Origin of the sequence: Burkholderia plantarii, from assembly GCF_001411805.1 — a bacterium.
Taxonomy (GTDB): Bacteria; Pseudomonadota; Gammaproteobacteria; order Burkholderiales; family Burkholderiaceae; genus Burkholderia; species Burkholderia plantarii.
Map to the genome: position 1 here is coordinate 2230944 of NZ_CP007213.1, position 14166 is coordinate 2245109.

Sequence of the window (14166 nt, forward strand, 5' to 3'; positions counted from 1 at the left end):
GAGTGCGTTCAAAGCGAATCCATAAAGAGATCGAGGTCGCGCAGCGTGTCGTCGCCGGGTTGCGCGGCACGCACGCGTTCGATGGCCTCGGCTTGCGCGGCCAGCGTGCGCGCGTCGAACGACGTGGCGAGCGGCAGGCTCGCGTTCAGGTCCAGGCCGATCCGCGCGTTCAGGCGCACGACGAGCAGCGAATGGCCGCCGAGATCAAAGAAGCTGTCGTGGCGGCCGATGTGCGTCGTGCCGAGCAGTTCGGCCCAGATCGCGGCCAGGTCGGTTTCGATGCCGGCGTGCGGGGGTTCGTGGTTCGCGCCGTCGTCGTTTGCTGCTTCCGGTGCCGGCAGCGCGCGCCGGTCCACCTTGCCGTTCGGACTCAGCGGCAGCGCGTCGAGCACCACGACGCGCCACGGCACCATGTAGTCGGGCAGGCGTGCGGACAGCGCGGTGCGAAGCGCTGCCGGGTCGAGTGCTTCGGATGCCTCGCTCGTTACGTAAGCGATCAACCTTCCGTCGAGTGCCACCACCACCGCCTCGCGTACCGAGGGCAGCGCCGTCAGCGCCGACTCGATCTCGCCCAGTTCGATCCGCAGTCCGCGAATCTTCACCTGATGATCGACGCGGCCCAGATAGTCGAGCGCGCCATCCGTGCGCCAGCGCGCGAGGTCGCCCGTGCGGTACAGCCGCGCGCCGGGCACGGTCGCGAACGGGTCCGGCACGAAGCGCTCGGCCGTCAGGTCCGGGCGCCCCAGATAACCACGCGCGAGGCCCGCGCCGCCGAGGTACAACTCGCCCGGCACGCCCGGCGGCACCGGGTTCAACCGTGCATCGAGCACCCAGGTCTGCGTGGCCGCGATCGGCCGGCCGATCGGCACCGCGCGGCCCGCTTCATCGATGCAGGTCCATGCGGTCACGTCGATCGCGGCTTCGGTCGGGCCGTAGAGATTGAACAACCCCACGCCCGGCAGCACGTTCGCCACGCGTTCGCGCAGGTCGGCCGGCAGCGCCTCGCCGCTGCACACGATCCGCTTCAGCGTCGTACCACATGAGGTCGCTTCCGCCTCGCTCGCCACGAACGCCTGCAACATCGACGGCACGAAATGGAGCGTCGTCACGCGATGCGCCACGATCGTCTTCGCCAGTTCCGCCGGATCGCGATGCGCGCCCGGCGCCGCGATTGCCAGCCGCGCACCCACCATCAGCGGCCAGAAGAATTCCCAGACCGATACGTCGAAGCTGAACGGCGTCTTTTGCAGCACCGTCTCGCCGCGCCGCAGCCCGTATTCGCGCTGCATCCAGACGAGGCGGTTCGACAGGCTGTCGTGGCGGTTGCCGACGCCCTTCGGACGCCCGGTCGAGCCCGAGGTGAAGATCACGTAGGCGAGATTCGCGCCGTCGAGCTTCACGTCCGGATTGTTGGCCGGAAGCGATGACGCGTCCGACAGGTCGAGCGTGTCGAGATCGACGCGCTCGACGCCGTCTCGGGACGGCAGGTCGATATCGCGCTGCGCGAGCAGCAGGCCGATGCCGCTGTCATCGATCATCGCCGCGATCCGGTCGGCCGGATAGGACGGATCCAGCGGCACGTAGGCCGCGCCCGCCTTCATGATCGCGTAGAGCGCGATCACGAGTTCGATCGAACGCTCGGCCGAAATGCCGACGCGCGACTCCACCCCGACGCCCCGCACGCGCAGCCAATGCGCGAGGCGATTCGCGCGCGCGTTCAGTTCGGCATAGGTCAACGTCGTATCGCCGAATACAAGCGCTTCATCGTCGGGATACGCCGCCGCATGACGCTCGAACGCATGGAACACCGGTTCGATTTCGTCATAGACGGTATCGTTGCGGCTCCACGCGTCGAGCATCGCGCGCTCGGCGTCATCGGTCAGCGCGATATCGGCGATACGCACGTCCGGATCGCCCTGCGCGATCGCGGCAACGCAGCGCTGGTAATGCGCGGCCAGACGCGCGATCGTCGCCTCGGCGAACAGTTCACGTGCATAGCTGAATTCGAGCGTCAGCGTGCCGTCCGCATCCTCGTGCGTGTTGAGCATCAGCTCGAACTGCGCCATCGTGGTCGGCAGGCGATGCGGCTCGATCGTCAGGCCCGGCAGGCCGTCCAGCACGCGCCAGTCGCGCCGCTGATGGTTGAACATCACCTGGAACAGCGGGCTGTGGCTGAGGCTGCGCTCGGGGCGCAGCGCCTCGACCAGCACGTCGAACGGCAGATCCTGATGCGCCTGCGCACCAACCGTCCCCAAACGCAGCCGTTCTAGCAACGTGTCCAGCGTGTCGTCGCCGTCGAAGCTCGCGCGCATCACCTGCGTGTTGACGAAGAAGCCGATCAGCCGCTCGGTCTCGACGCGATGGCGGTTCGCCACCGGCACGCCGACGCGGATGTCGTCCTGCCCCGTGTAGCGATGCAGCAGCGCCTGGAACGCCGCGAGCAGCACCATGAACGGCGTGGCCGAGCGACGCTGCGCGCAGGCCTTCACCGCCTGCGCCAACGAGGCCGGCAAGACCAGCAGATAACGCCCCGCCGCGTATTCGCCGTGGGCGTTGCGCGTGCCGTCCATCGGCAGCGACAGCACCGGATGCGAATCGCCGAGCGTCGTCTTCCAGTAGGCGAGCTGGCGCTCGCGTTCGCCGGCGTCGAGCCAGTCGCGCTGCCACGCCGCGTAATCGGCATACTGGATCGGCAGGTCCGCCAGCGGCGTCGCTTCGCCGAGCACGCGCGCACGATAAAACGCGACCAGTTCCTCCAGCAGCACCTGCACCGACCAGCCGTCCGAGACGATGTGGTGCATCGAGACGGCCAGCAACCGGCGGCCGGCACCCTTCGCCGCTTCGCGATACAGCCCCGCGCGCAACAGTGGCCCGGCGCCGAGGTCGAACGGCTCGTCGGCCAGCGCGCGCGCCGCCGCTTCGAGGCCACCGCTCGCCACCGTCTCGTCGCGCCAGTCGATCGACACCTGCTCGTCGAGCCAGGCATCGACCTCGCCGGACGCGTTCGCCACGAAGCGCGTGCGCAATACGTCGTGCCGCGCGACGATCGTCGCGAACGCGTCGCGCAGCGCCGCCGCATCGACGTCGCCCGTCAGCCACAGGCCGCCCGAAACGTGATATGCGCGGCTCGCGGGCGCCAGTTGCCACAGGAACCAGAGCCGCTGTTGCGCGTAGGATGCCGGGCCACGCAGGCGCGCGGCGGCCGGCAAGCGCGGAATCGCCGAAAGTTCGAACGAGCCGGTCGATGCCAGGGCCGGGCGAGCCGGATCGGCTGCGCCGACTGCTGAAGCCGACGTGTTGTTGGCGACGCTGCCGGCCGCCTTCGCCGCGCTCGCCGCCGCCGCTTTCCCGGCCAGCTCCGCGAGCGTCAGCCGCTGGAACAGCTGCTTCGGCGTGATTGTGATACCGGCCTTGCGCGCACGCGCCACGACCTTCAGCCCGAGCAGCGAATCGCCGCCCACTTCGAAGAAATTCCTGCTGCGGCCGATACGGCCGACGTCGATCTCGATCACGTCGGCCCAGATCGCCGCGATGGTCCGCTCGGTGTCGTCTTGCGGCGCATCCGGCAACTGCGCAGCCGGGTCGGCGCCCAGCGTCTTCGCGAGATGCGCCTCCAGTTGCGCGCGCAACGCCGCGCGATCGAGCTTGCCGTTCGCGTTCAGCGGCAGCGCTTCGAGCGCGATCGCGTCGGCCGGCACCATGTAGTCGGGCAGCACGCGCGCGGCGGCTTCCAGCAGCGCGGTGCCGCGCGGGCCACCGACCACGAACGCGGCGAGCCGCGTGCCGCCCGGCGCCTCGTGCGCGAGCACGGCCGCGCCGCGCACGCCGTCGAGGCCCGCGAGCGCGCGCTCGACCTCGGCCGGCTCGACGCGATAACCGCGCACCTTGACCTGATCGTCGGCACGGCCACGGTATTCGAGCAGGCCGTCGGCGCCGATCCGGCCAAGGTCGCCGGTTCGGTAGAGCCGCTCGCCAGCCAGGAACGGATCGGGTACGAAGCGCTCGGCGGTCAGCCCCGCGCGCCCGTGGTAGCCGCGCGCCACGCCGGGGCCGCCGACGTAAAGCTCGCCGTCCTCGCCGTCGGCGACGCGCGCCAGGTTCGCGTCGAGCAGATGGATTCGCATGCCGGGCAGCGCGCGGCCGAGCGGCAGGTCACGCGTGGGCGCGGCATCGGCCGGCCATGCATGCATCGCGACGCCGACCGTGGTCTCGGTCGGGCCGTAGTGGTTGAACACGCGGCAGGCCGGCGCGAGCGCGGTGATCCGCGCCAGCAGCGCGGCCGGCGTGCGCTCGCCGCCGACGATCAGCGCGGCGGCCGGCAGCACCTGCTCCGGCCGCGCGGCCGACAGCAGCGCCGCCAGATGGCTCGGCACGATCTTCAGCACGCCGATGCGATGCGCGGCCATGTAGCGCGCGAACGCGTCGGGCTGGAACACCAGGTCCGGTGCGATCAGATGCAGCGTGCGGCCCGACGCGAGCGAGCCGAACAGCGTCGTGTGGCCGAGGTCGGCGGCCGGCGTCGAGACCATCGCGAACGAGGCGTCGGCCGGCGCGTCGAGCGTGGCGAGCATGCCGCGCACGTAGTTCGCGAGCGCGCGATGCGTGACGACCACGCCCTTCGGCTCGCCGGTCGAGCCCGAGGTGTAGATCATGTAGGCGGCGCGATCGGCATGGCGCAGCGGCGGCGAGACGCGCGGCGCGCGCACGGCGGCCGGCGTCTCGTGACGAAACGCGAGCGGCACGGCCGCTGCTGGCTCCACGCCGTCCGGCAGCGGCACCGCGTGCAGCAGCACGGCCGCGCCGCTGTCGGCCAGTTGCGCCGACAGGCGCGCGGCGGGCGCGCGCGGATCGAGCGGCAGCCAGGTCGCGCCGGCCTTCAGCGCGGCCAGCATCGCCAGCACGTGCTCGATCGAGCGTTCGGCCAGCACGGCGACGCGCGCCTCGGTGCCGATGCTGAGTGTGACGAGCCGCGCGGCCAGTGCGTCGGCCGCCGCGTCGAGTTCGGCATAGGACATGGTACGGGCGCCGTCGCGCAGTGCGAGCCGGGCGCCGTCATGCGCGACGCTGGCGTCCCACAGCGTCAGCAGGTCGTCGGCATCGTGCCCGTCCGATGCGCCCGCCTCGCCCGCATCGGCGGCCGCCGCGGCATCGGCCACCGCGCGTTCGAGCGGCAGCGCCGGCGCCTCGACGAGCCGCGCCGCGAACGTCGCGAAGCGCGCCACGAAGCGCGCCACGAACGCGGCGTCGAACACCGCGTCGTCATAGGCGAGCAGGCAGTCGATCGATGCGCCGCTGTCGGTGAAATCGAGTGCGAGATCGAAGTGCGGCGCCTCGTTCGGCAGCACGCGCAGCTGCGCGTCGAGCGGGGCGAAACCGCGCGTATCGAACGGCCGCTGCTCGGTCAATTTGACCTGGAACAGCGTCTCGTCGCCGTTCGCGCGGTTCGGCAGCAGCGCGCCCACCAGCCGGTCGAACGGCACGTCCTGATGCTCGTGCGCGGCCAGCACGGTGTCGCGCACGGCATCGAGGAGCGCCGCGAAGCCGCGCTGCACGTCGAGGCGCGTGCGCAGCACCTGCACGTTGATGAAATAGCCGATCAGCGCCTGCGCCTCGGGCCGCTTGCGCAGCGAAACCGGCGCGCCGACGCGGATCTCGTCGCGCCCGCTCAGGTCGTGCAGCACCGCGTTCAGCACGGCCAGCATCGCCATGAACGGCGTCGCGTGCCGCTCGGCCGCGAAGCGCCGCAGCTTCGCGGCCACCTCGCGCGGCAGCGAGAATTCGACACCGCGCTGCGCGCCGCTCGTGTGATTCGCGGGTCGCGCGAACAGGCGCGCGGCGGCGGCAGGATCGCCGTCGCCGGCGAGCTGCGTGCGCCAGTAATCGAGTTGCCGCTGCAGCGCGGCCTCGCCGAGCGAGGCACGCTCCCAGGCCACATAGTCGGTGTATTGCCACGCCGGCGCATCCGTCGGCGTCGAACCGGAAGCCGCCGCCCCGCGCGTGCGGGCCGCGTAGGCCCGACCGAGCGCGTCGAGCAGCACGTTCACGGACCAGCCGTCCGCCACGATGTGATGCAACGCGATCAGCAACCGGTGCGATTGCGGCGCGATCCGCACCAGATGCGCGCGCAGCAGCGGCCCGGTTTCGAGGTCGAACGGTGCCTGCGCGACGTCGCGCGTGACGCGATCGAGATCGGCCGCCGATTCGCAGACGGTCAATGGCAGCGCGATCGCGAGCCCGGCCTCGACGATCTGCAGCGCCTCGCCCTCGTCGCCGAGTTCGAAACGCGCGCGCAGCACGTCGTGCTCGCGCACCACGTCGCCAAGCGCGAGCCGCAGCGCCTCGGCGTCGAGCGGGCCGTCGAGCCGCAGCTCGCCGCTCATGTTGTAGGCGGCGCTGGACGGATCGCGCAGCCAGGTCAGCCACAGGCTGCGCTGCGCATCGGCGGCGATCGCGACGCGGCGCGCCTCGGCGTCGAGCGGCGCGAACGCGACGGCCGGCGCCGCCGTGCCGAGCGCGAGACGCTCGCCGATCCGCGCGGCCGCGCCCTGCAAGGTCGGCGCGGTGAACACGTCGCGCGCCGTGTAGTCGATCGCCCAGCGCGCCTGCACGGCCGCGGCCACCTGCACGGCGGCGAGCGAGCTGCCGCCGAGCGCGAAGAAGCTCGCCGTGCCGGCCGGCCGCGGCGGCACGGCCGGCAGCAGCTCGCGCCAGATCCCGGCCAACTCCGATTCGATACCGGCAGTTGCCGCGCTTGCGGCGGCATGGTCCGCGCCGCCGCCCGTCGGCGCCGGATCCGCCGCGGCGTCGATGCGCTGCCCCTGCACGAGCGTTGCATAGGCATCGAGCGAACGATCGCGCCAGCCGCGCCCGCAGGCGGCGCGCTGCACCTTGCCGCTCGACGTCTTCGGCAGGCCGCCCGGGTTCAGCAGCACGACCACGGCGGCCGGCTCGCCGCAGGCGATCGCGACGGCCTCGGTCAGCGCGGCGGCGATCGCCTCGGGCGTCGCGATCTTGCGCACGTTGCGCGACACCTCGGCCGCGATGCCGATGCCCTCCTGCCCCTGCACCTCGACGGCGAACGCGGCCACGCGCCCGCGCCGCACGAGTTCGACGTCGCGCTCGATCGCGAGCTCCAGGTCCTGCGGATAGAGATTGCGGCCACGCACGATCAGCAGGTCCTTGATGCGGCCGGCCACGAAGAGTTCGCCGTCGTGGACGAAGCCGAGATCGCCGGTGCGCAGCCAGACGGCGCCGTCGCGCTCGACGAAGCTGGCGGCCGTCGCATCGGCGCGCCGCCAGTAGCCGGCCGCGACGCTCGGGCCGCGCACGAGGATCTCGCCGATCGCGCCGGCGGGCAGCGCCGCGCCGCTCTCGCGTTCGACGATCGCGATCTCGTGGCCGCTCGGCGGCGTGCCGCACGACACCAGCGCGGTGCCGGCCGCGTCGGCCAGCACGCGCCCGCGCTCCAGCGCGGCGGGATCGAAGCCGGGCGCGCGCGCGCCGCGTCCGCGCCCGACGCCGGACACGTAGAGCGTGGCCTCGGCGAGCCCGTAGCACGGGAACAGCGCGGCGGGATCGAAGCGCTGCGGCACGAAGCGTTCGACGAACGCGTCGAGCGTCGCCTTGCGCACCGGCTCGGAACCGGAGAACGCGAGCCGCCAGCTCGACAGGTCGAGCGCGGCGCGCGCCTCGTCGCCGATGCGGTCGGCGCAGAGCCGGTAGGCGAAATCGGGGCCGCCGGAAATCGTGCCGCGATGACGCGCGATCGCCTCGAGCCAGCGCACCGGCCGTTCGAGGAAGAACTGCGGCGACATCAGCACCAGCGGAATCCCGCTGAACACCGGCTGCGAAAGCGTGCCGATCAGGCCCATGTCGTGATAGAGCGGCAGCCAGCTGACGAACACGTCGTCGGCCGTCACGCCGAGCCCCTCGCGGATCGCGATCTCGTTGGCCCACAGGCTGCCGTGCGTGACCATCACGCCCTTCGGCGTCGAGGTCGAGCCCGAGGTGTACTGCAGGAACGCGATGTCGGCGGGCGCGGCGGCATGAGGCAGGAACGCCTGCGCGTCGACGCCCGCGTGATCGAGCCTGTCCATCTCGATGCAGGCCGCCCCCGGCGCGATCCGCGCGAACGCCTCGCCGAGCTTCCCGGCGAGCGCGCCCGTGGTCACCACGAACGCGGCGTCGGCATCGGCCGCGATCGCGGCGAGCCGCGCGAGATGCTGGCCGCGCAGCGATTCGGGCGGATAGACCGGCACCGCGATCGCGCCCGCGTAGAGACAGCCGAAAAACGCGGCGACGTAGTCGATGCCGCTGTCCATCGCGAGCAGCACGCGCGCCGCCTGGCCGCCCGCGCCGCGCTCGCGCAGCAGCGCGGCCAGCGCGATCGCGCGGCGTTCGAGCGCCGCGTAGTCGTAGCGCGTGTCGCCATGCGCGTCGACGGTCACCAACGCGGTGTCGGTCCCGCGCTGCACGGCCAGCGAGCGCAACCGCTCGATCATGTTTTCTGCCATTTCGTCCCTCGCCCTGCCTCTCGCCCTGCTTCGTCACGGCGCCGCGTCATGCGCGGCGATCCGGGCGCGCTGCGCGCCCGGCCCTCTTCATTCCTCGCCGACCTCGTGACGCTCGCGCGCCTGCGGTCCGTGGCGATGGTCCTGGCCGTGCCAGGACGACACCGCGCCGTACTGATCCTGCTGCGCCACGATGCGGTGCTGCTGCCAGTGCCGCGCGCCGGCCTCGTCGGCCGCGGCGGGCCGCGCCTGCACCACGCCCGCGCGCGACGGCGCGAAGTCGGCGGCGATCACCACGTCGGCGGCGCTCGCCTGGCCGAACGCGGCGCGGGCCGCTTCCACGTTCTGCTTCTGGCGTTTCAGGAACGGGCAGCGGTCGTCGGCCGGCAGGTTCGCGTCGTCGAGGAAATACTGCTTCCATTCGAGGTTGCCGGGGTCGCCGTAGAAACCCAGATCCGGATGCGCCGCCACCTCGTCCCAGGTTTCCAGGCGCTTGCGCACCTGGTTGCGCGCCTCGCGGCCGATCACCTTGTTGGTGATGGTGTCGACGAACACGCTGCGCGGCTGGAACAGCAGCACCATGCCCGGCCCGAGGTTGCGGCTGTGGCGCGAGCGGAACGACGGGCACGCGCAGACCACGAAGGTCTCCACGCCCGCGAACGAGAACTCCCAGTCGCCGTCGGACGGATCGGGCTGCGCGTCGGCCTTCGGATCGGGATCGACGTCGTGCAGGTGCTGCAGGATCTGCCAGAAGTGCTGCTGGTAAGCCTCGTGCGTGAGCGGCTGCGGGTCCGGCTCGAAGAACACCGCGATGTTGTTCTTGCGGTACTCGGGCCGCAGCGCCAGTTCCGCGAAGGTCTGCATCGTGGCGGGCAACTGCGAGATGTCCTTGCCGTTCACGTAGGCGTAGAACATCTCGCCGCGCTTCTCGGCCATGGTGCCGAAGAAGCACGGATAGTCGGGGTGCATCACCTGCTTGCGCAGCGTCTCGTACGACGCGTCGAGCCAGGCCGGCGGGTTTGCGGCGGCGCCGAGCGCGCGTCCGGCGATGACGCGGCTCTTCCAGTCGCCCGGATCGAAGCCCTCGCTGCCGGGTGTCGCCACGCCGGGTTGCGGCATCACGTTGACCTTGTCCTCGGTTGATCGCATTTCATATCCTCGTTCGTCGCCTGCGCGGGCGAGCGTGCCGGGCCGCGCGGAATGCGCGGCCCACCATTCAAAGCGGATTCCTGCCGGGCAGGACTCAGGCGGACGCGTTCGAGTTGGCCTCGAGTTCCGCGACGAGCGCCTTCACCCAGTCGTCCGGAATGATCGGCTGGTGGTACGTGCATTCGCCGGAGAGCACCGTGGAGCCGTGCAGGCGGCCGTCGGGGATCAGCACCTTGTCGCCGACGTTCATCTTCAGCTGCATGCCGACATTGCCCCAGAACAGCATCTCGCCCTCCTCGATCGTCACGAGGCGGTGATCGTTGTGGACGTGGGTGGTCGAGCACATCTCGAACGGCTCGACGAAGGTCTCGCGGTCGATGCCGGGGCACTCGACGTCGATGCGGTCGCTGATGCGATGCGCGAAGCGGACGTAATGGCGGATCGACGAGAGCCACAGCAGCTGTTCGCCGAGATCCCAGCGGCCGCGCTCGCAAAGCCGCTCGTGCGCGGCGGTGCCCTGCACGGCCTGCGCATAGGCGGGCGGCCCGAAGCGTCCGGCAATCGTTTGCAGAGCCTGCTCGAACCGCGCGACGAGCGCGTCGGCACGGCGCTCGACATCACCGGGCTGGCGGCCGGCCGGCACAAGATGCGCGCAGGCACGCTCGAGCGCGGCGCCGAACGCGAGCCATTCGGCTTCGGCCGCGAACGCGGCGCCGGCGAACGCGAACGCGCGATCGGGACGACGGCCGAGCGCGTAGAGCAGGTTGCATTTCGCGGTGCTGGTGGGCAGATAGAACTGCCAGTACGCGTGCTGCTGGCGCGTCACGCCCACCGACGCGGCGATCTTCTCGAGCAGCGCGTCGTCGGGCAGGTCGCCTTGCAGCGTCGGACGCAGCGCGTCGGGCAGCATGTCGAGGAAGCCGCTCGCCGTGGCGCGCGCGAGCGCACGGCGCTTGGACGGCAGTTGCGCCCAGCGCTGCACCATGATGAAACGCAGCCCCTCCTGCAGATAGTCGTTGCGCATCAGGCGCGCGAAGGTCTCGGTCCAGAACGCCGTCTCGTCGTCGATGACGCGCTTCAGGCGCGCGGCCGCGGCGCCCGCCTCGGCTTCCACGGTCTGGTCCCGCGCCAGGTATTCGAACGCGTAGGCTTCGAGGAACGGCACGATCTGCGCGCCGAACACCTGCACGTCGTCGCCGTAGAAGCCGCTGAAGTGCTGCCATTCGTCGGCGTCCGCGCTGCGCGGCAGGCGCGCCACGCCAAGCTCGTAGATCGACAGCAGCGTGCGGCCCGAGGCCAGCGCCGGCAGGCGGCTCACGTTGTGCATGCGCACCGGCTTCTGGAACTTCAGGAACTCGAAATCCTCGGGGCGCAGCGGCCGGCGGTGGAAATCGTCGTCGAGCAGCAGTTCGCTGACCTGCGCGCTGCGGAACGCGTGGGCGGCGGAGAACTGCTTGATCAGCTCGACATGGCGTTCGCTTTGTCCGACGAACGGCGAGAAGTCAAATAGCAAGGGCATGGCTTGCGTCATGGCGAAGGTTCCTTGGGAGAAATCACGAGAGCGCGCGGAGCGGCCGGAAAGCCGGCGAGCGCGGGAAAAGGCCGGACGCGCCGGCAACGGGCGCCGCGCGCAGGCATGCGCGGCAGCGGGCGGATCGGGGCGGGCTGCGGACAGGCCCGGCCGGGCGGACAGGGCGCGCGGCGTTCGACATCGTCATGCACAGGTCAGCGACATTCATCGTTCCCTCCATCGCCCGTTCACGGCGTGCCCCGGCATGAGGGCGGCGCCACGCGGGTCAATTGCACGACCCGGCTTCGGCCCGAAGCGTGTCGTGTCCGGTTAGTTATGGACCAGCATACGAATCAACAATGCAAATTGGAATGATTCGCATTCTATGTTTCAGTTTCACGACCACCAGGTGACCGCCGCTGTCATACATGCGCTTTCCTGCCGACACATGCTCCCGGCCAGGCCGGGTAAAACGGCCCGGGCGCGCGGAACGCCCGGGCCTTCGATGCGGCGGGACCGGCCCGCCGCGTTGCCTCGATCCAGCTTGATCAGAAGTCCGAACGCACCGTCAGCATCACGTTGCGGCGGTCGCCGAACACGCTGTAGAAGTTGCCGGGCGGACGCAGGTAGTAGTCGCGGTTGAAAATGTTGTTCAACGACACCGCGGCTTCCACGTGCTTGTTGAAGCGGTAGGACACCTCGGCATTGAAGATCGCGTAGCCGCCCTGCACCACGCCACGCGTGGTCTGCGTCTGGGCCAGCATGCCGCCGCCAACCGACAGGCCGCGCAACTGGCCGCGCGAGAACGCGTATTTGGTCCACAGCTTGAACAGATGCTTCGGATCGGTGCCTTCCGACAGATCCGCCGCGGCGTTGTCGTAAGACGCGTTCAGGTACGTGTAGCCCGCGTAGATATTCCAGTTCTCGGTCGGCTGCCCGGTCACCTCGAACTCGAAGCCCTGGTCGCGCACCTTGCCGGCCGGGATCGAGAACGTCGGATTGTTCGGGTCCGCCACCGCGCGGTTGTTGTCGTTGATGCGGAACAGCGCCGCGGTGGTGTTCAGACGGCCGCCGAGGAAGCTGTTCTTGATCCCGATTTCATACTGCTCGCCGGTACGCGGCGGCACCACGCTGCCGTCCGCCTCGTTCGCCACCTGCGCGGCGAGGAACTTCGAGTAGCTCGCGTAGGCCGTGGTCGACTTCGTGATGTCCCAGACCAGCCCGACCGACGGCAGGAACCGGTGGTTCAGGTTCACGTTGGTCTTCCAGTCGGCCACCGTCGGCAGCGTCGACTGCGTGCGCTGCTCGTAGAACGCCTCGCGCCCGCCGAGCACCAGCGTGACCGGATCGAGCAGCTTCACGCGCGCCTGCGCGTAGAAGCCGTACTGCACGAGCCGCGTGTTGGTGCCGAACTTGAACGGCACGTTGACCTTGCCGATCACGTTCGGGTCGTAGAGGCTGAACGTGCCGAGCGGGCCGGGGCCGACCAGCGACTGGCTGCCGCTCAGCGCCGTTTCCGACATCAACGAGTAGTTCGCGCCGATCGTCAGCGTATGGGTACGGCCGAGCGCCTCGATCGGGCCGGTCACGTTGGTGTCGGCGCCGAACCAGTCATAGGTGTTCTGCTGACGGCGTTCCGTGTACTTCGCGATCCCCGGGGCGAGCGCGCCCGGACCCGGATCGGCCTCGTCCGAACTCACGTATTCGTGGCGGTAGAACAGCGTCGTCTGGGACTTCCAGCCGTTCGAGAAACGGTGAACCAGGTTGCCGTTCACTTCCTGCATCGAGGTGTAGCCGTAGTTCCAGTCCGGCGAGAAATTCTGCGAATACGAGCTGCCCACGCGCGCGAACGGCGCCGCCGAGGTCGGCGTCGCGAACAGACCCGGCGCGCCGTAGTCGTAGCCGTTGTTGGTGTTGACCTGGTAGCCGGCGGAAAGCGACAGCGTGGTGCGCGGCGTGATATCCCAGTCGAGCGCGCCGTAAGCCGTCACTTCCTTCTTGCGCGCCCGGTCGATCGACTGATGCTGGTCGCTGCCGATCAACACGGCGCGGCCGCGCAAGGTGCCGTCCTTGTTCAGTGCGCCGGTCACGTCCACCATCTGGCGCACGCCGCCGAACGAGCTGACCTGGGTTTCGGTCGCGAGATGGAATTCCTTCTGCGGGCGCTTGCGCACCAGGTTCACGGTGCCGCCCGGCTCGCCGTTGCCGTCGAGCACGGCGTTCGGTCCGCGCACGAGCTCGACGCGGTCGTAGATGCCGAGATCGAATTGCTGCAGGTATTCGAGGCCGCTCACGATCGACACGCCGTCGAACTCGATGCCGAGCTGGGTGCCGCGCGAGTGGAAATACGCGGTGCCGTCGCCGTACTCGATCGCGCTCACGCCGGTCATGAAGCGCAGCGCGTCCTGGATCGTCGTCATGTTCTGGTCGTTCATGCGCTCGCGCGTGAGCACCGACACCGACGCGGGAATCTCCTTGATCGCCACCGGCGTGCGGCCGCCGATGGTGGCGTTGCGCGTGGTGTACGAACCGCTGTCTTCCGTGGTCGCGTCGGCCTCGGAGGTGACGTTCACGGTCGGCAGCGCGGTGGCCGGCGCGCCCTGCGGGGCGGCGACCTGCTGCGCGTGGGCGGCACCCGCCCAGGTCGCGCACAGCGCCACGGCGATCGGCGTGAGCCGGATCATGCCCGCCGATCGATACGAAACGCGCTTACCGCGTCGCCACAAGTCCATCGAGATTCCCATTTTGTTCGCTGCGCTCCATGTGTGGTCTGCCGCCCGCCGCAGCCGGATCAACACGTTCCGGCGGTCGCTTGTAAGAATCGCCGCCGTGACTCGCGCATGCCCGTCATCGACATTTCTGAGGTACGGCGATCGCATTTGGCCGGCCTTCACGCACCCCGTTGGCCAAACCGCGAGTGAGAATATTACCGATAACGATTCTCATTTGCAATTTATTTACGAGATGGAATGCGGTGATTGGCGGTGCTATCGAATG

At 70.0% G+C, this 14166-nt stretch carries 4 protein-coding genes; all 4 read right to left on the bottom strand.

What is annotated here, in order from left to right; genetic code table 11:
* Positions 1–8: 8 nt before the first annotated feature.
* On the bottom strand, positions 9–8513 hold the full coding sequence (locus bpln_RS26505; protein WP_055140484.1) for a non-ribosomal peptide synthetase: 8505 nt from the start codon (positions 8511–8513) through the stop codon (positions 9–11).
* 87 nt (positions 8514–8600) lie between these two features.
* On the bottom strand, positions 8601–9659 hold the full coding sequence (locus bpln_RS26510) for a YqcI/YcgG family protein (protein WP_042628142.1): 1059 nt from the start codon (positions 9657–9659) through the stop codon (positions 8601–8603).
* 94 nt (positions 9660–9753) lie between these two features.
* The gene (locus bpln_RS26515) at positions 9754–11190 is read right to left on the bottom strand and encodes a cupin domain-containing protein (protein WP_055140485.1); all 1437 of its coding nucleotides are present in this window, start codon (positions 11188–11190) and stop codon (positions 9754–9756) included.
* Between the two features lie 527 nt (positions 11191–11717).
* A complete protein-coding gene (locus bpln_RS26520) occupies positions 11718–13853 on the bottom strand; it encodes a TonB-dependent siderophore receptor (protein WP_244131945.1) in 2136 nt (711 codons plus the stop codon).
* Between the last annotated feature and the right edge of the window lie 313 nt (positions 13854–14166).

Bases quoted from the DNA above. Each gene is read 5' to 3' on its own strand.
- bpln_RS26505 (WP_055140484.1), bottom strand. From the start codon at position 8,513: ATGGCAGAAAACATGATCGAGCGGTTGCGCTCGCTGGCCGTGCAGCGC.
- bpln_RS26510 (WP_042628142.1), bottom strand. From the start codon at position 9,659: ATGCGATCAACCGAGGACAAGGTCAACGTGATGCCGCAACCCGGCGTG.
- bpln_RS26515 (WP_055140485.1), bottom strand. From the start codon at position 11,190: ATGACGCAAGCCATGCCCTTGCTATTTGACTTCTCGCCGTTCGTCGGA.
- bpln_RS26520 (WP_244131945.1), bottom strand. From the start codon at position 13,853: ATGATCCGGCTCACGCCGATCGCCGTGGCGCTGTGCGCGACCTGGGCG.